General features: G+C 61.8%; 18 protein-coding genes. 9 read left to right on the top strand and 9 right to left on the bottom strand.

Going from position 1 to position 22,522, the window contains the following annotated elements; genetic code table 11:
• Window positions 1-206: 206 nt before the first annotated feature.
• Both TERRO_RS03640 and TERRO_RS03635 read right to left on the bottom strand, forming a co-directional pair.
• A complete protein-coding gene (locus tag TERRO_RS03640) occupies window positions 207-2,858 on the bottom strand; it encodes a transglycosylase domain-containing protein (RefSeq protein WP_014784649.1) in 2,652 nt (883 codons plus the stop codon).
• Window positions 2,859-3,354: 496 nt separating this feature from the next.
• Window positions 3,355-5,172, bottom strand: a complete 1,818-nt coding sequence (locus TERRO_RS03635; RefSeq protein ID WP_014784648.1) for a proline--tRNA ligase — start codon at window positions 5,170-5,172, stop codon at window positions 3,355-3,357.
• 356 nt (window positions 5,173-5,528) lie between these two features.
• Between TERRO_RS03635 and TERRO_RS03630 the strand changes: the two genes are divergently transcribed.
• Window positions 5,529-6,149, top strand: coding sequence for a TlpA family protein disulfide reductase (locus TERRO_RS03630; RefSeq protein WP_014784647.1), 621 nt, complete (start codon window positions 5,529-5,531; stop codon window positions 6,147-6,149).
• A 3-nt stretch (window positions 6,150-6,152) separates the two neighbouring features.
• Window positions 6,153-6,653, top strand: a complete 501-nt coding sequence (locus TERRO_RS03625) for a protein-disulfide reductase DsbD N-terminal domain-containing protein (protein ID WP_014784646.1) — start codon at window positions 6,153-6,155, stop codon at window positions 6,651-6,653.
• Window positions 6,654-6,678: 25 nt separating this feature from the next.
• Here TERRO_RS03625 and TERRO_RS03620 read toward each other — a convergent pair whose 3' ends face one another.
• The gene (locus tag TERRO_RS03620; protein ID WP_014784645.1) at window positions 6,679-7,779 is read right to left on the bottom strand and encodes an acyltransferase family protein; all 1,101 of its coding nucleotides are present in this window, start codon (window positions 7,777-7,779) and stop codon (window positions 6,679-6,681) included.
• A 145-nt stretch (window positions 7,780-7,924) separates the two neighbouring features.
• On the opposite strand from TERRO_RS03620, the gene TERRO_RS03615 reads away from it, so the two are divergent.
• Both TERRO_RS03615 and TERRO_RS03610 read left to right on the top strand, forming a co-directional pair.
• Window positions 7,925-9,226 (top strand): MFS transporter, encoded by a 1,302-nt coding sequence (locus TERRO_RS03615; RefSeq protein ID WP_157178241.1) that lies wholly within the window; start codon window positions 7,925-7,927, stop codon window positions 9,224-9,226.
• Entirely contained in the window at window positions 9,223-10,545 is a 1,323-nt protein-coding gene (locus TERRO_RS03610; RefSeq protein ID WP_014784643.1) for a glycerate kinase type-2 family protein, read from the top strand. Before TERRO_RS03615 ends, TERRO_RS03610 begins: the two co-directional genes overlap by 4 nt.
• 232 nt (window positions 10,546-10,777) lie before the next feature.
• Here TERRO_RS03610 and ftsH read toward each other — a convergent pair whose 3' ends face one another.
• Window positions 10,778-12,697 (bottom strand): ATP-dependent zinc metalloprotease FtsH, encoded by a 1,920-nt coding sequence (gene ftsH / locus TERRO_RS03605; protein ID WP_014784642.1) that lies wholly within the window; start codon window positions 12,695-12,697, stop codon window positions 10,778-10,780.
• A 245-nt stretch (window positions 12,698-12,942) separates the two neighbouring features.
• The gene (gene tilS / locus TERRO_RS03600; RefSeq protein WP_157178240.1) at window positions 12,943-14,046 is read right to left on the bottom strand and encodes a tRNA lysidine(34) synthetase TilS; all 1,104 of its coding nucleotides are present in this window, start codon (window positions 14,044-14,046) and stop codon (window positions 12,943-12,945) included.
• Between the two features lie 35 nt (window positions 14,047-14,081).
• On the opposite strand from tilS, the gene TERRO_RS03595 reads away from it, so the two are divergent.
• The gene (locus TERRO_RS03595; protein WP_014784640.1) at window positions 14,082-14,537 is read left to right on the top strand and encodes a GNAT family N-acetyltransferase; all 456 of its coding nucleotides are present in this window, start codon (window positions 14,082-14,084) and stop codon (window positions 14,535-14,537) included.
• A gap of 98 nt (window positions 14,538-14,635) precedes the next feature.
• Window positions 14,636-15,481, top strand: a complete 846-nt coding sequence (locus TERRO_RS03590; protein ID WP_014784639.1) for a DUF1003 domain-containing protein — start codon at window positions 14,636-14,638, stop codon at window positions 15,479-15,481.
• Between the two features lie 19 nt (window positions 15,482-15,500).
• Here TERRO_RS03590 and ispD read toward each other — a convergent pair whose 3' ends face one another.
• Window positions 15,501-16,205 carry a 2-C-methyl-D-erythritol 4-phosphate cytidylyltransferase gene (gene ispD / locus TERRO_RS03585; RefSeq protein WP_014784638.1) on the bottom strand — a complete coding sequence of 235 codons (705 nt, stop codon included), beginning with the start codon at window positions 16,203-16,205 and terminating at the stop codon, window positions 15,501-15,503.
• 120 nt (window positions 16,206-16,325) lie between these two features.
• Between ispD and ispF the strand changes: the two genes are divergently transcribed.
• Complete coding sequence (gene ispF, locus TERRO_RS03580) at window positions 16,326-16,946, top strand: 2-C-methyl-D-erythritol 2,4-cyclodiphosphate synthase (protein ID WP_014784637.1); 621 nt, start codon at window positions 16,326-16,328, stop codon at window positions 16,944-16,946.
• A 109-nt stretch (window positions 16,947-17,055) separates the two neighbouring features.
• The gene (locus tag TERRO_RS03575) at window positions 17,056-19,308 is read left to right on the top strand and encodes a PQQ-binding-like beta-propeller repeat protein (RefSeq protein WP_245536209.1); all 2,253 of its coding nucleotides are present in this window, start codon (window positions 17,056-17,058) and stop codon (window positions 19,306-19,308) included.
• A 280-nt stretch (window positions 19,309-19,588) separates the two neighbouring features.
• Here TERRO_RS03575 and TERRO_RS03570 read toward each other — a convergent pair whose 3' ends face one another.
• The 3 genes from TERRO_RS03570 to TERRO_RS03560 form a co-directional block, all read right to left on the bottom strand.
• Window positions 19,589-20,161, bottom strand: coding sequence for a DinB family protein (locus TERRO_RS03570; protein WP_014784635.1), 573 nt, complete (start codon window positions 20,159-20,161; stop codon window positions 19,589-19,591).
• Window positions 20,162-20,266: 105 nt separating this feature from the next.
• On the bottom strand, window positions 20,267-20,641 hold the full coding sequence (locus TERRO_RS03565; RefSeq protein ID WP_014784634.1) for a type II toxin-antitoxin system VapC family toxin: 375 nt from the start codon (window positions 20,639-20,641) through the stop codon (window positions 20,267-20,269).
• Window positions 20,638-20,904: a type II toxin-antitoxin system Phd/YefM family antitoxin gene (locus TERRO_RS03560; protein ID WP_014784633.1), complete on the bottom strand. Its 267-nt coding sequence runs from the start codon at window positions 20,902-20,904 to the stop codon at window positions 20,638-20,640. The genes TERRO_RS03565 and TERRO_RS03560 overlap by 4 nt, the downstream gene beginning before the upstream one ends.
• Window positions 20,905-20,969: 65 nt before the next feature.
• Here TERRO_RS03560 and gltX point away from each other — a divergent pair, with 65 nt between their 5' ends.
• Complete coding sequence (gene gltX / locus TERRO_RS03555) at window positions 20,970-22,508, top strand: glutamate--tRNA ligase (protein ID WP_014784632.1); 1,539 nt, start codon at window positions 20,970-20,972, stop codon at window positions 22,506-22,508.
• Window positions 22,509-22,522: the final 14 nt, after the last annotated feature.

Raw genomic sequence — 22,522 nt, 5'->3', positions numbered from 1 at the left:
CTGATTCCGCTAAATATTAGTTTCTAAACGAGTTGACGATTCCCGAAATGGCAAAAATTTGATTCCATTGGAGTTACAGGTAAAAATCTGATAACAAAGGACTTATGGTGCAAGACGAAACGGGAGAGCCAATTGGCTCTCCCGTTTCGTCTGATTTGATTCTATCGTGCCTGTCAAGGGTTTTGAGATCGACAGAACCATCTCGCTTAGCGCGGGATGACGATTTGCTGCGGTGGTGGAGATTGGGGGGTGGCTGGTTGGGTTGGGGTGGGCTGGGTGTTGTTTTCGTCGCGCTTTCCGAGGCCGAACATCTTCTGGAAGATGTTGCGGTGGGGGGTGCCGTCGGGGTTGGTGTTCGTCGGGGCGCTGTTGTAGCCGTTGCTGCCATTGCCATTATTGATGCCGTTGTTACCGCTGCCCCCGCCTGTCATGTTGGTGCCTGCGGTGGAGCTGTCTGCGCCGAAGAGTGAGCCCATGATGCCGGTGCCGTCGCCCATGTGGCTGCAGGTGTTGTGCGGCTGGGTGCCTTCGAGGAAGGCTGCGGTGAAGCTGCCGCCCGGGCAGGTTTCGTCTGCCAGCTGGCTGGTGGCCTTGTCGATCTTGTAGAGGCTGATGCCGTCCGGTACGGGTGTGAAGGGCTTCATGTCGCTGTACTGGGGGAGCTTGATGGCGCGGTTCATGAACTCTGCCCAGATGGGTGCGGCCGTATCTGCGCCCTGCACCTTACGGGTCAGGTTGTCGGATATGTCGGTGTAGTCGTCATTGCCGATCCAGACGATGCAGAGCAGGTTGGACGAATAGCCGGCAAACCACACATCGTGCGAGGTACCCGTCTTACCGGCGGCCGGCGCCGTGAAGCCAAGCGCACGGACCGTTTGCGCCGTGCCGTGCGTCATAACGCCCTCCATCATGGATTGCGTCAGGAAGGCTACCTTCGGGTCGAGGACCTGGCGCGCTTCCGGTGTGAAGTCGGCCACGATGTCGCCGCGATCGTTGCGCACGCTGGCGAGCAGCCACGGGTTGAGATGGACGCCACGGTTGGCAAAGACGGTGTAGACGCCGGCCATGTCCATGGGCGTGGCACTGTAGGTGCCGATGGCGACCGAGGGCGTGGGCTTTGCGGAGGCGATACCGGCGGCACGCGCCATGGCCGCCACATTTTCAAAGCCGACGCGCTGCGCGAGCGAGATGGTTGCAATGTTGAGCGAATGCTCCAGCGCTACCTGGGCCGGCACCATGCCGGGATACTCGCCGCTCACAAAGTTGCCGGGGGTATAGGACTTTCCGCCTGTGCTGAAGTCCTGCGGATCGTCGTTCAGCGGCGTGACTGCGGTAAACGGTCCGCTGTCACCCAGCGCCTGACCGTTCACGCTCTGCGAAAAGGCTGTCGCGAAGACGAGCGGCTTAAAGATGGATCCTGTGGGGCGGCTGGAGAGTGCGTGGTTTAACTGCGATTGGCCGTAGTTACGTCCGCCGACAAGCGCGCGCACCTGGCCGGTGTGGGGATCGAGCGCGATGAGGGAGACCTGCGGATACTTGATGGGCGCATCGCCTTTGTGGCGCTTGCGGATCATCTCGTCGATGCGCGGCATCATCTGGGCCACTGCATCCGATGCGGCCTTCTGGAGGTCCGGATCAAGGGAGGTGTAGATGCGCAAGGTACCGCTGCTTTGCTGGTCGCCGATGCGCTGCTGCAGTTGATCGTGCACCATGTCGACGAAGTAGGGAGCTTCACTGGCGTCGACGTTCTGTGGCGCCAGCTTCAGCGGCTCCGCCTGGGCACGTTCGCCCTGGGATGCCGAGATGTCACCCTCCTCCACCATGGAGCGGATGACAAGGTTGCGACGCTCGATGGCGCGCTCCGGATGACGGAAGGGATTGAAGTAGTTGGGTCGCTGCACGATGCCGGCGAGGAGAGCGCACTCTGCCACATCAAGCTGCTTGAGGTCTTTGCCAAAGTACGCCTGCGAAGCTTCGCCAAAGCCGTTGACGGCGAAGGAGCCGCGCTGGCCCAGGTTGATCTGGTTGGCATACATCTCGAAGATCTGCTGCTTGTTGAAGCGTGACTCAAGCTGCAGTGTGATCATGATCTCAATCAGCTTGCGCTTGATGCTCTTCTCCGGTGTGAGGAAGAAGCCGCGCGCGATCTGTTGCGTCAGCGTCGATCCCCCGCAGGCGAAGTGGCCGGTGAGGGTGTCTTGAATGCCGCACTTGATCAGGCGGCCGAAGTTAAGGCCGTTGTGTTCAAAAAACTTGCGATCTTCGATGGCGGTGACGGCCTGCACCATGTGTTTCGGAATCTGGCTGTAGGTGACGAGGCGGCGCTTGGTTCGGTTCTTGTCTTCGGAGAGGCTGGTGATGACCTGCGGCTCAAGCTCATAGGCGCGCAGTGCCGCACCGTTTTCTGCGGCGATGTTCTGCACGCTGCCGCCGGTGGTGTCGATGGTGGCGCCGTCGGTGGAGTGGAAGGAGCCGGGGCCGGGCTTGATGGTGATGACGTCGCCGGAGACGCGATAGGTGCCGAGGTTGGGGTTGGAGTTATACCCGGCACGGCGCAGGTCCTGCGCGATGGAGGCGGCAGTGAGCGTCTGGCCGGTACGAATTTCCTTGGGAGCGGCGTAGACCTGTGCAGTGCTGGCAAAGAGCGGGCCGTTGTTCAGCCGGTCGTCCACCACCTGCTGGTAATGGTTGTAGTAGTAGCCAAAGACCATGGCGCCCAGTACGAGGCAGGCCAGGCCGCCGACAACAACAAAGAGCAGGGCGCGTTGCCACAGGGGGCGATTGGCCGACCTGCGGCGGGTGCGTGGGTCTTCTTCGTAGCGCTTGCCACCGTTGCCGAGTTTCACTTTGACTGACATGGTTCTCCTACGTGTGGCGTGCTGCAGTCCGCGACCCGGGGCTAAAGCCCCATTTTTCCTGCGGCTGGTTTCAGGGGCCTAAAGGCCCCTGCCTTCTCCGGTCGAGCTGCGGGCAGCGCGACTTGAAACAGATACATCGCAGTGGGCTGGGGCTAAAGCCCCTGTTCCCTGCTGCCTGGATTCAGGGGCCTCAAGGCCCCTGCTTTCTCCGGGTCGCGGTACGTGCACCGCGACTTAGAACAGATACATCGCAGTGGCCGGGGCTGAAGCCCCTATTCCCTACTGCCTAAATTCAGGGGCCTGAAGGCCCCTGCCTTCTCCGATCGAGCTGCGTGCAGCGCGACTTGAAACAGATACTTCGCAGAGCCGGGGCTAAAGCCCCATTTCTTCCTGCCGGGATTTTCAGGGGCCTAAAGGCCCCTGCCTTCTCCGGTCGAACTGCCTGCAGCGCGACGTGAAACAGATACCTTGCTGCGGGCAGCGCGACTTTAAAACCTTACTTCGCGTTGGACGCGCCGACGGTGCCAACGGTCTGTTGACGGAGTTTGATCATTGCGTTTACGACGTCGGCGACGGCGATGTTTTCCGTTTTGCCGGCGAGGCGATCGACGACTTCGAGTGTGCCCTCTGCGAGGCCTTTGCCGATGGTGACGCGGTAGGGGACGCCGATGAGGTCGGCGTCTTTGAACTTAGAGCCGGCGCTGTCGTTGCGGTCATCGAGGAGGACGTCGAAGCCGGCCTTTTCGAGGTCGAGCGCGATCTGCTCGCCGGCTGCGGCGAGCGTGACGTCGCTCTGCTTGGTGACTGTCACGACGACTTCAAAGGGGGCGATGGAGGGCGGCAGAGCGTAGCTGTATTCGCCGCGGTCGTTCTTGCCGTTCTTTGCGGCGGACTGTTCGATGGCCGAGGTGAGGATGCGCTCGATACCGATGCCGTAGGAGCCCATGATGGGCGTGACTTCCTTGCCGTTTTTGTCGAGGACGCGCGCGCCCATGGACTGCGAGTACTTGTAGCCGAGTTTGAAGATGTGGCCGATTTCTACTGCCTTGCCCAGGCGCAGGGGCTGGCCGCCGATGGGGTCGGGCTCGCCTTCGTTGATGTTGCGGATGTCGGCGATGGCGGTGGGCGCGAAGTCGCGGCCAGGGGTTACGTTGCGGAGGTGGTACTCCTCTTTGTTGGCACCGGCGATGAGGTTTTTGCGGCCTTCGAGTGAGGCGTCGAGCACGACGAGTGTGCCCTTGTCTTCGCCGGGCTTTGCGGCAGCGACGCCGATGGGGCCGAGGTAGCCGGCGGGAGCGTTGAAGGTGGCTTCGATCTCTTCGGGCACCATGGGGCGCAGCTCTGCACCGCCAACGAGCGAGCCGAGCTTGGCCTCGTTCAACTGGTGATCGCCACGGAGGAATGCGACGACGGCGCGCGTCTTGACGAAGCCCTTTGCGTCTGCGGGCCAGGTGGCGATCAGGGCCATGGTCTTGATCTGTGCGTGCTTTTCAACGCCGAGGAAGGCGCCGACTTCATCAATGGTGCGCTGGCCGGGCGTGTGCACGAGTTCGGGTGTGCCGTCGCCGGATGCTTCGAGATCCGTGACGGGGGCGAGCGTGGAGGTCGCCTTCTCGATGTTGGCGGCGTACTTGCCGTCGGGCGAGGATGCGATCCAGTCTTCACCGGCGTCGGTGTAGACCATGAACTCCTGCGACTGGGAGCCGCCCATGGCGCCGCTGTCTGCTTCAACGGCTACGAACTCGAGTCCGCAGCGGGTGAAGATGCGGCGGTAGGCTGCGTCGTGCTTGTTGTAGCTTTCGTCGAGGCCTGCGTCGTCGATGTCGAAGGAGTAGGAGTCCTTCATGGTGAACTGGCGCACGCGGAGGAGGCCGCTCTTGGGGCGGGGTTCGTCGCGGAACTTGGTCTGGATCTGGTACCAGATCTGGGGGAGCTGCTTGTAGCTGCGCAGTTCGCCGCGGGCTATGGAGGTCATGATCTCTTCATGGGTCATGCCGAGGCAGAGGTCGGCGCCTTTGCGGTCCTTGAGGCGGAACATGTTGTCGCCCATGCCGGTCCAGCGGCCGCTCTCTTCCCAGATTTCGCGCGGATTGAGCGCGGGCAGGAAGAACTCCTGCGCGATGGTGTCCATCTCTTCGCGCACGATGCGGTTGATCTTGTTGATGGCGCGGGTGGCGAGCGGCAGGTAGCTGTAGATGCCGGCGCCGAGCTGGCGAATGTAACCCGCGCGAAGCAGGATCTGGTGGCTTGCGACTTCCGCGTCTGCGGGTACGTCACGCAGGGTGGGGATGAAGAGTTTGGACCAGCGTTGCATGGTTGTTTGTACTTGCTTTCTCTGCCCTTGGGAGCGTGGACAAATTGTTTTTCCATTCTACCTAGCGGTACGTGTGGGTTGCCGACGCGGAGCCGGACTGCGGCTGTATGGGGCGGTAGTCCCGCGCGTTTGCAGAAAAGCTCAACCTCAGCGGCTAAAGCCGAACTGGCGATGAATCGAGTTCGGCACAGCTGAAGCTGTGCCCTTCCGAGCGGATAGGGTCGTGCCAAAGCTGCGGCGAGCGGATAGGGTCCTCGCCAGGGCTGCGGCGAGTTGTCTTTGTCTTGTCAGCGGCGGCGTTGCATGCATCGGTACACTGTTCTGGGTCATCTGAACGGGTATAGAGGTTTTGCAGAATGCGTAATGCTGTGGTGGGTGGGGTTATTGCTGCTGTGGTTGCCGTGCTGGTGTGGGCCGGCGTTCATAACCTGAAGGCTCGGCGCGTGGCGGACGCGCAGGCGAAGTCGCAGCAGATGACCATTGGCGTGGATAAGCAGGGTGCGACCGCCACGGCAGAGAGTCCGCTGGCAGCGGATATGCGCGGCAAGCCCGCTGCAGGGTTCACGCTGACGACGAGCACGGGCAAGCGCGTTTCACTGGCGGACCTGAAGGGGAAGCCGATTCTGTTGAACTTCTGGGCGACGTGGTGCACACCGTGCAAGGTGGAGATGCCGTGGTTTGAGGAGTTCCAGAAGAAGTATGCGGCGCAGGGTCTTGAGGTGATTGGCATCAACGAGGACGAGGATGTGCAGAGTCCGGAGATGCAGGCGACGATCAAGAAGGTGCTGACGCAGACGGGCGTGGATTACACGATTCTGATGGCTGATAAGAAGGTGGCGGAGGCGTACGGCGGGCTGGATGTTCTGCCGGCGACGTTCTTTATCGATCGCAGTGGCAAGATTGTGGCGCAGGCGATTGGACTGGCTCCGAAGGAAGATGCGGAAGCGAATATCCAGAAGATTGTGGCGGGTAGCTAGTTGATGACGTTGCATGGTGTTCGGCGTTCGACTGTGGCTGCGTTGCTGCTCTTTGCTGGAGCGGCGGGCGCGCAGAGTATCAATGCGGGTGTTGCTTCGGCGGTGAAGAAGGGCCACGTGGACTTTCTTGCGGATGCGCAGGCGGTGCCCGCGAACCAGGCGGCGACGGTGAAGCTGCACTTTCGGGTGGAGCCGGGGTTCCATATCAACTCGCATACGCCGAAGAGCGATGTGCTGATTCCAACCAAGCTGACGGTGGCTATGGTGGGTGATGATCCTGAGGTTACGGGCGTTGATTTCCCTGCGGGTGAGCCGTTCGCGTTTGCGTTTGAGCCGAAGCAGAAGCTGGATGTTTACCAGGGGGATGTGGTGCTGACGGCTCATCTGAAGGCGAAGCCGGGGCTGCACAGCTTGAAGGCTGAGCTTTACTACCAGGCTTGCGACCAGGCTGCTTGCTATCCGCCGAAGAAGCTGGCGGTTGAGCAGCCTTATACGGCGAAGTAGTCGTCGGAACTGGTCTGTGACTTTCCTACGATCGTTGCGGGCTGCGGCGTGGCAACAGGAAGGGCCTCTCCAGCAACAGGTGGACGGCCGACCCGACTAATGTGGCGCCTGCGGCGAGGCAGGTGAAGGTTACGGCGATGGGCACATGGTGGCGCAAAGCGACGGGTGCGATGCCCTTGGCGAGAAAGCTGACGACCGTGTGGTGCGTGAGGTAGATGGCGTACGAGGCGTCGCCGAAGAAGAGCAGCCAGCGCGGGATGTTGAGTCTTCCCTGCCGTTCCATGAGCATCCATCCGACCAGAGCGATCGCAGCGCACAGGCCGTAGGTGACGTTGAGGATAGGAAGCTCGTGTGCGAGCGCTGTTTCGGTGATGGCAACGCCGGCGAAGGCTGCTGTGCCGAGGGCTGCGATGAGTCCTGCATGGCGCGCGGCGGGGTTCTGTTCTGAGCCCTTGCCCGAGACGAAGAGGATTACCAGCATGCCGAAGCCGAACATGACGTTGAGTGGTGACAGGTACATGGCCAGCACGGGATTTGCGATGGGCCAGAGGAGCGTCAATCCGGCGGCGCACATCCAGAGCGCGAGAGTCAGCCTGCCGATGACAGCATTGACGATGGCGATGCTGAAGACTGCGTAGAAGAGAATCTCGTGGAAGAGCGTCCACGACACCAGAACGACGGTGTGTGTGGAAGTGATGTGCATGAGGAGTGCGGACTGCAGAAGCGTTGCGGGCAGTGTCTCCGTGCCGGAGCCCATGGCGGGGTGTGTCAGGAAGACTGCCGCCTCGATGGCGAGGACAATCCAGTAGAGGGGATAGATGCGGCGGAAGCGTTTGCCCAGGTAGCGAACGAAGCGGCCGGGCCTTCCCAGGTCGTGCCGGTGCGCATTCAGGATGACGATACCGCTGAGGACGAAGAAGAACTCCACACCACTGTGGCCTGAGAGGAAGGCGATGCGCCAGCGCTCTGCTCCACCGTACTTTGGGGTCGACAAGAGATCCGCGCAGTGATGCAGGACGACGATCAGCGCCGCGATGCCGCGGCCTGCCTGCAGACACAGGAAGATTCCAGAACTGCGCGGCTTCGTCGTTTGCACCGCCGCCAGTGTTTCTTGGGTCGTGTTCAACCGTGGGGCTCCCGCAACACCTTAGCATGTTGCCTTGGCTGCGCCCCCGTACCTGCTCGGGCAGCCGAGTCGCCGCATGGCGTGGCGGTTGGTGATGCGTTGATACGAGAAGTGCTCCTTTTCTTAATTGCGGTAGAGTTTCTGCGTGAGCACATCTGTTCCTATGCCTGCTGTGAAGAGTCATGCTGCGCTGTATCGGCGGGTGACTTTGCGTGTTGCTCCGCTGGTGCTGCTGCTTTATTTCATTGCTTTTCTGGACCGCGTGAACATCGGGTTTGCGTCGTTGACGATGAATCGGGACCTGGGGATCAGCGATACGCTGTATGGCCTGGCTGCGGGCATTTTCTTTCTTGGGTACCTGCTGTTTGCCGTGCCGAGTAACAGTGCGCTGGCTCGTGTGGGTGCTCCGCGGTGGGTTAGTTTTCTGATGGTGTCGTGGGGCATCGTTGGGTGCTGCACGGCGTTTGTGCATGGGCCGAAGATGTACATGGTGCTGCGGTTCCTGCTGGGGGCGGCGGAGTCGGGGTTTCTGCCGGGTATTGTGTTTTACCTGACCCGTTGGTTGCCGGGGTCGGCGCGTGCGGGGATCCTGGCGCTGCTGTATCTGGCGATCCCGTTGTCGAGTGTTGTGGGTTCGCCGATCTCTGCGGGAATTCTGCGGATGAATGGGGCGTATGGGTTGGCGGGGTGGCAGTGGCTCTTTCTGCTGGAGGCCCTGCCTGCGATTCTGCTGGGGCTGGCGGTGCCGTGGCTGCTGGATGCGGGGCCGGCGACGGCGACGTGGCTGAGTGAGGACGAGAGGGTTTCGCTGACGAGTGCGATGGAGGCGGAGGCTGCTGCTGTACCGTCGTCCGGCAGTGCGGATCGCGTGCCGGTCACGCTGGTGGTGGCACTGTCCTGTACCTACTTCATGCTGATGATCGGCCTGTATGAGTTGGGGTTCTGGACGCCGCGGTTGATTGCGAGTTATGGCGTGGGGCTGCGGTGGCTGGGTTGGTTGAACGCTGTGCCGTATGCGGTGGGTGCGGCGGTGCTGCTGCCCTGGTGCCGCTGGTCGGATCGTCATGGCGATCGCCGGTTGAGCCTGGTGGTTTCGTTTGGCTGCGGTGCCATGGGAATGATCCTGGCAGCGCTGGGCGGATCGCTGGTGCTGTGCGTGGTGGGCCTGTCGCTGGCGGCCTTCGGTGTTTTTGTGTCGATGCCGGTCTTCTGGGCGGCGAGCAGTCAGCGGATTGCGGTGGCGGCTGCTGCGCTGGCGATTGCGATCATCAACTCCGTCGGGAATGTGGGCGGATTTATTGGACCGTACGTCACGGGATGGCTGCTGGCGCGGACGCATGACTATCGTGCGGGGCTGCTGGCTACGGCGGCGGCGTTAATCATTGGTGCGTTTCTGGCTGGGGCGATCTTTACGCGGAGGCGGAAGGTTCTTGAGGCGGGCGCATGAGCGAAGCGCTGCGTGCGGTGGCTCGCCAGATCTTTGAGAAGACGTTGCAGGCCGTGGATGTGCGCCAGGCGGTGAAGCAGCAGGTGAGCGCGGATGCTGAGACGCTGCGGCTGGGTCCGCATACGTTGCGACGGAGCGAGGTCGAGTCCGTCCTTGTGATTGCCATTGGCAAGGCGGCTGTGCCGATGTTTGAGGCTGCGGCTGAGAGGCTGCAGGGCGTGCGGATGGAGGCGGTCGTGGTGGCGCCGCGCGAGACGTTTCCGGCAGAGGAGTCCGCGATCTTCCTGGTGGGCGAACACCCGACGCCGGGTGAGCATTCCCGCCGGGCCGCGGACACTATTCTGGCTCTGCTGCCGGCGGCGACACCTCGGGATGCCGTGCTGTTCCTGGTGAGTGGTGGCGCTTCGGCGATGGTGGAGAAGCCGCTGGACGACGCGATCTCGCTTGCGGATGTGGCTGCGTTTCATCGTGCGCTGGTGGGCAGCGGGATGACGATTACGCAGATGAATGCGCTGCGGAAACATATGTCTGCGGTAAAGGGTGGGCGGCTGGCCGTGGCGGCTGCGGCTGCGGGGTGGCAGTGCACGCTGCTGGTGAGCGATGTGCCGCCGACCGCGCCGGATGCGATTGCGTCAGGACCTTCCCTGCCGGATTCGACGACGGTGGAGGATTGCCTGACGCTGTTTCCGCGGCTGCAGGAGTCGTGCGGATCGGGGCTGCCGCCGAGTGTTGTGGAGTTCTTCTGCAGCGGGCGACTTCCGGAGACGCCGAAGGAGGGCGACGCTGCGTTTCGGCGGGCTTCGTTCGATGTGATCCTTTCCGGCGATCACCTGGCGCAGGCGGCTGCAGAGGCTGCGCGCGCGGCTGGATTTCATGTCGTGATCGACAATGCGTGCGACGACTGGGAGTACCGGGATGCGGCGCGTTACCTGCTGAACCGGAGCGCTTTGTTGGCTCGTGACTATGCGCGGAGCTGCGTGGTTTCGGTTGGCGAGGTGGGCGTTGCCATTGACGCAGACGCGGGTGAGGGTGGGCGCAATGGGCAGTTTGCGCTTTGGTGTGCGCGTGAGGTGAAGGGGCGGTCGGTCACAACGGTCCTCAGCGCCGGGTCTGATGGGGTCGATGGGCAAAGTTCGGCGGCGGGGGCGGTTTGCGATGAGACGACTGCCGGGCGGGTGGCGAAGCTCGGGTTGTCGGTGGATGAGGCTCTGACGCGATTCGATAGTGGACCGGTTCTGCGGGCTGTCGGGGATGCGATTGAGACCGGGCCTACGGGGAATAATCTTCGCGATCTTCGGTTGGTTCTTACGGAGCGGTAAGTCTTTCTTCTGGTTTGTTGGGTTGTGGGATGGTTCGCGCTCTGCGCGAACGGGCGTTCCTTGTTGCCCTCTGGTATTGGGTGGGCGGGTCGGTTTCCATGCAGATCCCTTGCTGCCTTCGGCAGATCCGCTTCGCTGCGAGATGACAACTTCGAAATGTGAAAGTCGCTGAAGAACGAAGAAAAGGGCAGCCCTGGCGGCTGCCCTTTCTGTTTCGTAGCATGCGATTGCGTTATGCGGGTGAGGGACGGCCTTCGCCGAAGCCTGGTGCACGACCGCCTTCGGGCTTGAGGACCTTCTGCTTTTCGCCGCCGTCGGGATCGGAGTTCGACAGTGAGTTGCGCACTGGCGAGAGGTCCTTACCGGCGATGATGAGCTTGATCTCTTCTGCGTCCAACGTCTCGCGCTCCAACAGCAGGGCGCTCATGCGGTGCATGATGTCCTGGTTGTTGTCGAGGATGTTGTACGCGGCCGTGTAGGCCTCATCCATGAAGCGCTTGACCTCAGCATCAATCGCCTGCGCGGTCGAGTCTGAGAAGTCGCGATGCTGGGTGATCTCGCGGCCGAGGAAGATTTCTCCACCTTCCTTCTTGCCGTAGGTCATGGGTCCCATCTTGGACATGCCGTACTCGCAGACCATCTTGCGTGCCAGTTCGGTGGCGCGCTCGATGTCGTTACCGGCACCGGTGGTCATCTCGTGGAGGAAGATCTCCTCGGCACAACGGCCGCCCATCATCATGGCCAGACGCGAGGTCAGGTAGCCCTTGGTGACGGTGTGCTGATCTTCTTCCGGCAGGTAGACCGTCACGCCCAGCGCCATACCGCGCGGGATGATGGTGACCTTATGCAGAGGGTCAGAGTTCTCGCTGAGCGCAGAGACGAGGGTGTGACCGGCTTCGTGGTACGCCGTGACCTTCTTCTCCTGATCGCTGAGGAGCATGCTCTTACGCTCGGCGCCCATGAGCACCTTGTCCTTTGCAATCTCAAAGTCGTACATGTGTACGGCCTTGCGGTTGTAGCGGGCAGCGGTGAGGGCGGCTTCATTGACCATGTTGGCCAGGTCGGCGCCGCTGAAGCCTGGTGTTCCACGGGCCAGAACGTTCAGATTGACGTCGTCCGCCATCGGAACCTTCTTGGAGTGGACCTTGAGGACTTCTTCGCGGCCGCGGATGTCCGGGCGGTCGACGATGACGCGACGATCGAAACGGCCTGGGCGCAGCAGTGCTGGATCGAGCACGTCCGGGCGGTTGGTCGCGGCGATCAGGATCACGCCTTCATTGGACTCAAAGCCGTCCATCTCAACGAGGAGCTGGTTGAGGGTCTGCTCGCGCTCGTCATGTCCGCCGCCGAGGCCTGCGCCGCGGTGACGACCGACTGCGTCGATTTCATCGATGAAGATGATGCAGGGAGCGTTCTTCTTGCCCTGTTCGAAGAGGTCACGGACGCGCGATGCGCCGACGCCGACGAACATCTCGACGAAGTCCGAACCGGAGATGGAGAAGAACGGAACGTTTGCTTCGCCCGCGACTGCGCGTGCGAGCAGGGTCTTGCCGGTTCCGGGAGGTCCGACGAGCAACACACCCTTGGGGATGCGACCGCCGAGCTTCTGGAACTTTGCTGCTTCGCGCAGGAACTCGATGATTTCCTTGAGTTCTTCTTTCGCTTCATCCACGCCCGCCACGTCCTTGAACGTGACCTTCTTCTGCTGCAGGCTGAGCAGGCGCGCGCGGCTCTTGCCGAACGACATCGCCTTGTTGCCGCCGGATTGCATCTGGCGCAGGAAGAACAGGAAGACACCCAGGATCAAGAGCATGGGCAGGAACTGTACCAACGCCGCAAACCAGAAGGAGTTGTTCTGGTCCTTGATGGTGATGTTGACGCCCTTGTCGTGCAAGGTCTTGTACAGATCCGGATAGTTCGCCGGGATGGTGGTGTGGAAGGACTCTTTGGAGTCCTTGAAGTGGCCGGTTACGTCGGTCCCGTTCACAGTTACGTCAGAGATCTTGCCCTTGTCGGCGAAGTCCTGCATCTGCGACAGGCTGACCGCAGAATCATGACCGCCCGTGGCAGAGCGACTGACGAACTGCCAGACGGAGATCAGGCACCCCAGCATCAGCACCCAGATCAAGACGGTCTTCACAGTAGAATTCAACGTTGCTACCTCTTCTCTCTCGGCCACGGCGCCATGGGTGCGGCGGCTTTTACAGCCTGCTTCCCCGGCCTACACGTGTCCGCCAATGATTAGACGCCCGGAGGAACCGCTTGTTGCAGGGGAGGCTGGTGCAGAGCGGCGGACTCCCATCCGTCGCGCATTCCATCAGATTCTACTCCCGGCGTTGGGGATGCAGGCGTTCCTGTTTTCGAATTTGTAGCGTACTGCCACAGTTTGACGCCCCGTTATGCGGTTCGTGAGAGTCGCAGCTCCCGGAGGGACCGTTCGGCACGTAGGCCGCCTGCAAAATCGAGGCGGCTGTTCGGTTTTGAGGGGACGGTCGGGTCTGGCGGGGCGTCTGCCGGGGCCAGGCCTGCGAGCTGAAGCAGCCGGAGGGTTTCGGCGGCGCCAAGGCGGACGCCCATGCGTTCGGTGGCGGCACGGAGGAGTCGGCGGCGGGTGGGGAGATCGAGCGATCGGAGGCGTTCGAGCTCGAAGGCGAGGGAGTCTTCGCCCGGCGCGGTTCCGACGGCGCGACCGCCGCCGCGCACGGGTTTGCCGGGCAGGGCGAGCTGTGTGAGGAGCCGGGCGATCTCCGGCTGCCAGCGGGAGTGTTCTTCGCGGGCGAGCTGGGCGGTGGCGGTGAGGGTGGCGGCGATGGAGGGGTTGAACTCTCGCAGGAGGGGCATGAGATGGGCGCGGACGCGGTTGCGTGTGTGTTTGTCGGAGGCGTTGCTGCTGTCCTCGCGCCAGGACTGGTTATGGGCGTTGAGGAAGGCGACGACCTGCTGGCGGGTGGCGCCGAGGAGCGGGCGGAGGATGCGTCCGGAGTCGCGGTCGACCACGGGCGAGATGCCGCCAAGGCCCTCAGTCCATGCGCCGCGGAGCAGCTTCATGATGACGGTTTCGGCCTGATCGTCCTGGGTGTGGGCGGTTGCGATGGCGGTGGCGGTGCCCGCTGCGAGCAGGCGGTCGAAGAAGGCGAGCCGGGCGTTGCGGGCGGCCTCTTCCAGCGATTCGCGTTCGCCCTGACGGGCGCGGGAGGTTGCGTCGGTGCCGGCAGGCTGACCGGCGACGACTGCAGCGTGTTCGACGTGCAGGGGGATGTCGCGCTGTGTGCAGAGATTGCGGAGGAAGGCGAGATCGCCGTCTGCCTCTTCGCCGCGGATGCCGTGGTGCAAGTGCGCTGCGGAGACGCCGATGCCGAGGGCGGTGGCCTGTTCGTGCAGTGCCAGCAGGAGCGCCGTGGAGTCTGCGCCGCTGGAGACGCCGACGGCCACGCGGTCGCCGGAGCGGAAGAGAGCCCGGTTGAGCGGGAGGTCGGCGGGCTTGTTTTCGGATTTCGGCATGGATTCCATGCTAATCGGGCTGCTACGTTGGAGAGATGGTCATCATTCGCCGCTCCACGATGGACGATGTTGCATTGATCGCAGCACAGCGCCACAGCATGTTTCTGGATAACGAGTTCGCAACGGCGGACGAATTGGACACGATGAACGTGGCCTTTGAGCCGTGGCTGCGGGAGCGGCTGGCGGACGGCCGGTACCTGGGCCTATTTGCGGAAGAAGATGGTGTGGTGCTGGCGGGCGCGGGCATCCTGTTCAACGACTTTCCTCCGCACTACCTGCATGTGGAAGCGGGCCGGCCTTACCTGCTGAACTTCTATACGGAGCCGGTGGCGCGTGGCCGCGGACTGGCGAAGGAACTGCTGAAGGCGTGTGTGGAGGAGTGTCGCGTGCGTGGATGCAAGGTGGTGACGCTGCATGCTTCGAAGTTTGGCCGGCCGATCTATGAGAAGTTCGGGTTTGAGCAGACGAACGAGATGATGATCAAGCTGTAACGCTGCGTGGCCCGTTGGGTGAAGCGGGGGGCAGATGCTGAATTGCAAACATGGCTTTCAAGCAGGACGGGTATTCTCTGCGTTGGAGGAGCCACAGCATGCCTTGTAAGCCCGAAGAGTTGAAGCACGTTCCGCTGTTTGCTCTGCTGGATGACGATGAGACGGCGATCCTGGCGGCGCAGGTTGAGGTGAAGCACTTTGCGGCGCGGCAGCGGATCTACAAGATTGGTGATCCTGGCAAGAATGCCTATGTCGTGATGTCGGGGAAGATCCAGGTGACGACGGTGGACGAGGATCACCAGGAGGTGTTGCTGGATCAGCCGGGCCACGGTGAGTTCTTCGGCTTCGCGTCCATGCTGGAAGAGTCCTTGCACAAGACGAATGCTGTCGCCATCGATGAGGCTGTGTGCCTGGAGATTGACCGCAACGACATCGCCACTCTGCTGTCGAAGAAGCCGTTGGCCGGGATGGACATGCTCACCGTGCTGGGACGGCAGTATCACGCGACGCAGGAGTTGGTGCGGCTGCGGGCGGCGCGCAACGCGAATGAGTTGATCGACGAGGAAGAGACCTTCGGCGAACGTATTGCGGACATGGTGGCGAAGTTTGGTGGGTCGTGGACGTTCATCATCGCGTTTGCGATCACGCTGTCGGTTTATACGTCGATCAATGTCTTTCTGCGGGGGAAGGCATGGGATCCTTACCCGTTCATCCTGCTGAATCTGTTCCTGTCGATGCTTGCCGCGATCCAGGCTCCGGTGATCATGATGAGCCAGAACCGGCAGGACACGAAGGATCGCGTCCGCAGCGAACTGGACTTTGAGGTGAACGTTCGGTCGGAGCTGGAGATCCAGGGGCTGGCGAGTAAGTTGAACCAGCTGACGGATAAGATCGGCGACCTAGATGATCTTTTCCGTACGGCGGTACGACGGGACGAGAAGTGAGGCGGTAGCGCCGCGTGGCCTATCCGCGCTGGCGCAGGTAGAACTCTGCGAGTTCGAGGTCGCCGGGCTGGGTGATCTTGAGGTTGGCCGGCGAGCCTGGGACCACGGCTACGTTGATGCCGGCGCGTTCGAGGAGGCTGGCTTCGTCGGTGCCGGCGAAGCTGTCGGCTTCGGCTTCGTCGAAGGCTCGTACGAGGTCGGCGTAATGGGCGCCTTGCGGAGTCTGGGCCTGGACGATGCGTTCGCGCGGGATGGTGGCGGTGATGATGGCGCCGTCGGCTGTGCGGTCGACCTGCTTGATGGTGTCGACGGCGCCTACGCCGACGATGGCTGCGCCATGCTTCGCGATGGCGTCGATGGTGCGCTCGATGGTGGGGGCGTCGATGAGCGGACGGACGGCGTCGTGGACGAGGACGATATCGCCGGGCTCGGCCTGGAGCGAGCGGAGTGCAGCCGCGACGGAGTCCTGGCGGGTTTCGCCGCCGGTGACGACGCGGACCTTGTCGGCGAAGCCGTACTGGGTGAGCTGCTGGGCGACGTGCTCGGCCTCAGAGGCGCGGACTGCCAGCGTTACCGTGGCGACGTTTGCCTTGTCGGCAAAGGCTCGGACGCTGTGGATGAGGATGGGGACGCCGCCGAGCGAGAGGAATTGCTTGGCACTGACGCCGGGTACTGCCATACGTGTGCCGAGACCGGCTGCCGGAAGAATTGCGTGAACGACCATAGGTTGTGAAGTATAGCGGTTTGGGGGCGGCGCGTCAGCGCGTCACCGGGGAGTTTATGCTGGGAGGCGACGAAACTCCCCCGCTGCGTGGATGCACCGCGGCAGAAGCAGGCTGTGACGATGGGTATGAGGATTGGGTACGGCTTTGATTCGCACGCGTTCAAGCCTGGCGTTCCGCTGGTGATTGGCGGCATGAAGATTGAACATAGCGAAGGCCTTGCGGGACATAGCGATGGCGATCTGCTGTTGCATGCGATCACGGATGCACTGCTGGGCGCGGTGAGCGCGGGCGATATCGGTACGTTTTTCCCGCCGAGCGATATGCGGTGGAAGAACGCTGATTCGACGATCTTTTTACAGACGGCGCTGGAAGAGATTGCGACAGCGGGCTACCGCATTGTGAACATGGATTGCGTGCTGATCCTGATGCGGCCGAAGATTGTGCCGATTGCGGGCGAGATGCGTGCTCGTGTGGCCGAGCTGCTGGATATTTCTGAGCGCGATGTGAGCATCAAGGCGAAGACGCCGGAGGGGCTGAACCAGGACGGCACGGCAGTGGCGCATGTGACGGTTCTGCTGGAGTCGTTGAATGTACCCGGTGAGCCGAAGAAGATGATCGCAACGATGGAAGAGCCGGACGAAGTGGATGAGATGGTGCGCACGCTGATCGACGGCGAGGAGCCGTACAGCACGGCCAGGCTGGGACGGAAGCCGGCCTTCGACACGGACGATCTCACGTAGGCATACCGCTTTTGTGGGATGAGGGCCGGCCTGGATTGTGAAGACCTTTGCAGATGGGGAGCCATCCTACGTCTGCAGAGGTTCTCTCCCAATGCATCCCCTTCGCAGATTGCTTCCGGCCGTGGTTTCAGCGGCGATTGTTGTGCTTTCGGCTTGCAGCGGGGTTGCGCCTACGCCTATTGCTACGGCTACCGCTGACTTTGGGCTGAGTGCCACGCCATCCAGCGTGACGCTGATGTCCGGCGCGACTGGTCAGGCGGTGACTGTTGCAGCGTCCGCCTTGAGCAGCTTTACGGGTTCGGTCGCTGTGACGGTGAGTGGTTTGCCCACGGGCGTCACCGCCTCGCCCGCTACGTTTTCCGTGACTCCCGGTGCGCCGGTAAGTGTGACGCTGACTGCTGCGTCGACGGCAACGGTGGGAACCGCGGCGATTGTGTTCACGGGAACGTCCGGGATGCTGACGCACACGGCGACGGTGACGGCCGCAGTTACAGTACCGCCGGTGGTGGTACCAGACTTTACGCTGACGATTGCACCGACCGCGATCACCGCGGTGGCGGGTGGGACGGCGGGCCAGGTGAGTGTGCGTGCGGATGCGTTGAATGGCCTGACGGGTACGGTTGCCGTTGCTCTCTCCGGCGTGCCTACCGGTGTGACGGCGAGCCCGGCGAGCCTGGTGCTGACACCCGGGACGGCTCAGACGGTAAGCTTTACCGCTGGCGCTGCGGCGCTGGCTTCCAGCTCAACGGTGACCTTTACCGCGACTTCCGGCAGCATCAGCCACACCGGTACGGTTGCGCTTACGGTTCAGCCTGCTGTGTCTGCAGCCACCGTGCGGGATGTGACGACGTATCACTACAATGTGCGGCGCGACGGCTTGAATGCGCAGGAGACGATCCTGACGCCGGCCAATGTGAATGTGAGTACGTTCGGGAAACTCAACTTTTTGCCGGTCGACGGCAAGGTGGATGCGGAGCCTCTGTTCCTGGCGAAGCTGACGGTTGGTGGTGCGCCACACAACACGCTGTTTGTTGCGACGGAGCATGGCAGTGTGTACGCGTTTGACGCGGATACGGGCGCGGTTCTGTGGCAGAAGTCAGTTATTCCGGCGAGCGAGATGACCAGCGATGACCACGGCTGCAACCAGATCACAGCGGAGATTGGCATTACGTCGACACCGGTGATCGATCGCAGTTACGGCGCGCATGGTGCGCTGTTCACGGTCAGTATGAGCAAGGAAGTGAATGGAACTTACCACCATCGTCTGCATGCGCTGGATATTACGACCGGTGCGGAGATTGCGGCGGGGCCGACGGAGATTACGGCGACCTACCCGGGTTCGGGTCCGTATTCTTCTGGCGGTGTGGTGACGTTCAATCCGTCGCTGTATGCCGAGCGCGCTGCGCTGCTGTTGCAGAACGGTAGCCTGGTGCTGGCGTTTACCTCGCATTGCGATGCCGGGCAGTACACGGGCTGGGTGATGGCTTACAGCGAGAGCACGCTACAACAGACGTCTGTGCTGAACCTGACGCCGAACGGCGTGCGTGGCGCGATCTGGATGGCGGGCAATGGAGTGGCTGCGGATACCGACGGAAGCCTGTATGTACTGTCGGGCAACGGCACGTTTGATACCACGCTGGTGAATGGGCTGCCGCAGTCTGGCGACTACGGCAACGGCATGTTGAAGCTGAGCAATGCAGCGGGCAAGCTGGCCGTGGCCGATTACTTTGAGGCGTACGACACGGTCGCGCAGACGAATGCGGATCTTGATCTGGGTTCGGGCGGCGAGGTGCTGTTCGACGCGACGGATGCGAGTGGCGCGGTGCATCACCTGATCGTGGGTGCGGGCAAGGATAAGACCATCTACGTTGCCGACCGCGACAACCTGGGCAAGTTCGTACCAGCGACTGCGGGGCCGAACAGCAATCTGTATCAGCAGATTAGCGGGCAGCTAACCGGCGGTGTCTTTGCGACACCGGCGTTCTTCAATGGCACGCTGTATTACAGCGCCGCCGGCGATGCGTTGAAGGCCTTTCCCCTGACGAACGCGAAGCTGGCAACGACACCGGCGAGTAAGTCGGCTGTGCTGTATGGCTTCCCTGGCACGACGCCGGCGGTGAGTGCGAATGGAACGTCGAATGGCATTGTCTGGGCGCTACAGTCGGCTACGAGTGGGCCCAATGTGCTGCATGCTTATGACCCAACGAACCTGGCGAATGAGTACTACAACAGCAACCAGGCGGCTGCTGGTCGGGATGCGTTTGGCAACGGCAACAAGTTCATCACGCCGCTGGTGGTCAATGGGAAGGTTTACGTCGGCACGACGAATGGTGTGGCGGTGTTCGGGTTGCTGCCGAAGTAGGTGCGTCGTTCCTTTGGAACCAGAAAGGCTCCGCTTATGCGGAGCCTTTCTGATTTGGATCATGAATCCTGGGAACAGTGTGCGGATCGGCTTTGTCCGTTCGCGCTTGGCGCGAACAGGTTGATATCTGTGCCCCCTGATATGTCTTTGATGGGCTGGCACACATGCAGATCCCTTCGCTTTGCTACGGGATGACAACTTTCAGTTGAGTATGCCGTTACGGCAACCCACTCATGACGATGGGACTGTCATGAATGGGGCACCCGGTTTTGTGTCGCTGCTACATGCGGCCGCGCATGGCGGTGGAGGGCGGGACGATGCCCTTCATGCGCATGTAGACGACCATCTGGCCGTACATTTCGTTGTCGTGCGCGACGTTCTTGCCGATCATGCCGAGTTTGGATCCGCGCATGAAGCCCGATCCGCTGATCTCGGTTGCATTGTCCGCGGTCACCGTGGCATACGTCGCGTCGCAGGCCTCGAACGATTTCTTCAAGAAGGCGATGACGTCATCCTTTGCGGTTGCGTTAGCAGGCGTCAGGCGGGGCTGTCCGGGCGGGTTGGTCTGCATGCCGTTGGCGCCGCAGAGCGCCATCTGCGTCTGGGCAACGTGTGTGAAGAGCTCGCCGTAGCTGCGGATCTCGGGCGTGGGTTTGAAGCTGTAGTTTTCGGCCGGCATCTTCTCGGCGGAGGCGAGGATGATGGTCTTGATCTGGGTGTAGTTTGCGATGGCTTCCGAGATCATGGCCGGGATGGAGCCCTTCTCGGGTTGGCCACCTGCTGGACGTGCCTGCGCTGCTGCGATGCCGGTACAGAGTGCTGCTACTGCCAGTGTTGCGACGAAACGCTTCATGACTTTGTGACTCCCTTAGAAGTGAGAAGCGCCGTGCGGCTGCGCACGGAGCCTAATGGGAAAGCTATCCTCAAACCTGTCTTCGCGGTCGATTTTCTTCCTGCGTCAGACCAGGAGTACTGGCACACCGTACCGCGAAAGGATGCCGTCATGCGTCACGAATGTCAGACCTTCGACCTTTGCCTGCGCCAGCAGAAGGTGGTCGAAGGGATCGCCGTGGTGGCGTGGCAGAGAGGCGATTGCCTGGCCGTGTTCCGGGGAGATGGAAAGCAGTTTGCAGTTCGCCTCCACGGCGAGATCCCGCACCGAGCGCGGCGGCAGCTTTCCCAACGTCATCTTGACCGTGAGTTCCCAGACGGTGGCGGCGCTGACGTAGATGTGTTCTGTCTTGCGGATCATCATGGCGTCCACAGCGGATAAGCGGGGGTCGCCGTCGACGTACCAGATCAGTACGTGGCTATCCAGCAGCAGCCCGCTCAATCGATCATCCCGAACGCACGCTGCAGATCTTCGGGCCAGGGCTTATCCAACTCTTCCAGAACGTCGCTCCATTTCCCTTTCGCAAAACCGGGAGCCTTGCGGAAGTACTTTGGCTTAGCGACCTCCGCCTTCGGCGTTTCGATCGGCACCATTCTGACCATGGGCTTTCCGGCGCGGGCGATCACAACTTCTTCCCCTGCCGCCGCTTTGTCGACAAGGGCGGAGAGACTGGTCTTCGCTTCGTAGATGTTGTAAGCGGCCATACCAGGATCGTAAGCGGGTTGGTCAAGTTGGTCAACCGCTCCAAACTGCTAGCATCTACGGTGGTATGACTTCAGAAATCACAAGCATCAGCAGCAAGGCGACGGCACCTGTTCGGGTCCGTATCGCACCCTCGCCCACGGGCGACCCGCACGTTGGCACGGCTTACATTGGCCTGCTGAATTACGTGTTTGCGAAGCAGCGTGGGGGCAAGTTTGTCCTGCGCATTGAGGACACGGATCGCACGCGCTTTGTGGCGTCGTCGGAGCAGATGATCTTCGACGCGTTGCGCTGGGTTGGGCTGCAGTGGGATGAGGGTCCGGATGTTGGTGGACCGCATGGTCCGTATCGGCAGAGCGAGCGGACGGATATCTATCGCGAGTATTGCCAGATCCTGATCGACAATGGCAGCGCGTATCGTGCGTTTGAGACCGCGGAAGAGCTGGAGGCGGAGCGCAAGGCGCAGATGGCTGCGAAGCAGGCTCCGAAGTATGCGGGTGCGTCGCGAAACTACACGGCGGAGCAGGCTGCGGCGCTGATGGCCGAGGGCAAGCCCTACACGATTCGGCTGCGCGTGCCGGATGGCGACAAGGGTCCGGGCGTGGCGAGCACGACGTTCCGCGATGAGCTGCGTGGCGACATCACGTTTGACCACAACAACGTGGACGACCAGGTGCTGCTGAAGTCCGACGGCTTCCCTACCTATCACCTGGCGAATGTGGTCGATGACCACCTAATGGAGATTACGGATGTAATTCGTGCGGAGGAGTGGATCAGCTCCACGCCGAAGCATGTGCTGCTGTATCGCGCCTTTGGCTGGGATCTGCCGCGCTTCTGGCATATGCCGCTGCTGCGCAATACGGACAAGAGCAAGATCAGCAAGCGCAAGAATCCTGTGTCGTTGATTTATTACCGCCAGGCGGGCTTTCTGCCGCAGGCGATGCTGAACTTCCTGGGCCTGATGGGTGGCGGCATGGCGCAGCCGACCGAGCAGGAGATTGTGAACAAGGGCCTGGACATGAAGCTGGCCGACGTCTTCTCGCTGCCGGAGATGCTGGAGCGCTTTGATTTCCAGCGCATCTCGCTGGGCGGACCGGTGTTTGACCTGGTGAAGCTGAAGTGGATGAATGGCGAGTACCTGCGCAAGCAGACGCCGGATGAGTTCTTTGCAGCGCTGCGGCAGACGATCTTCAGCGATGAGTATCTGCGGGCGATTGCGCCGCTGGTGCAGACGCGCATTGAGACGCTGGGACAGTTCGGCGACATGACTGGCTTCTTCTTTTCAGACGATGTGATGCCGCCACAGGACGTGTTTGTGCCGAAGAAGCGCACGGTGGAAGACACGTTGGCCTTTGCCACGGACATGCTGGCTACGCTGGAGGCGAGCGACTGGGTTGCGGAGTCAATCGACGCCGGGCTGCGTGAGTTGCTGACGGCGAAGGAGTGGAGCGTGAAAGAGGCTTATATGCTGCTGCGCGCCATTCTGACGGGCAAGACGGCCTCGCCGCCGTTGCTGGAGTCGTTGGTGGTGTTTGGAAAGGCGCGGTCGCTGGATCGTGTGCGGCGGTTCCTGGATGCACAGAAGAATCCCCGGCGAGGCAAGTAGATGCCGGCGCGGAT

The sequence above is a fragment of the Terriglobus roseus DSM 18391 genome (assembly GCF_000265425.1).
In the GTDB taxonomy this organism is placed as follows: domain Bacteria; phylum Acidobacteriota; class Terriglobia; order Terriglobales; family Acidobacteriaceae; genus Terriglobus; species Terriglobus roseus.
Note: the sequence above shows the minus strand (reverse complement) of the source record. Positions and strands in the feature narration are given on the sequence as shown.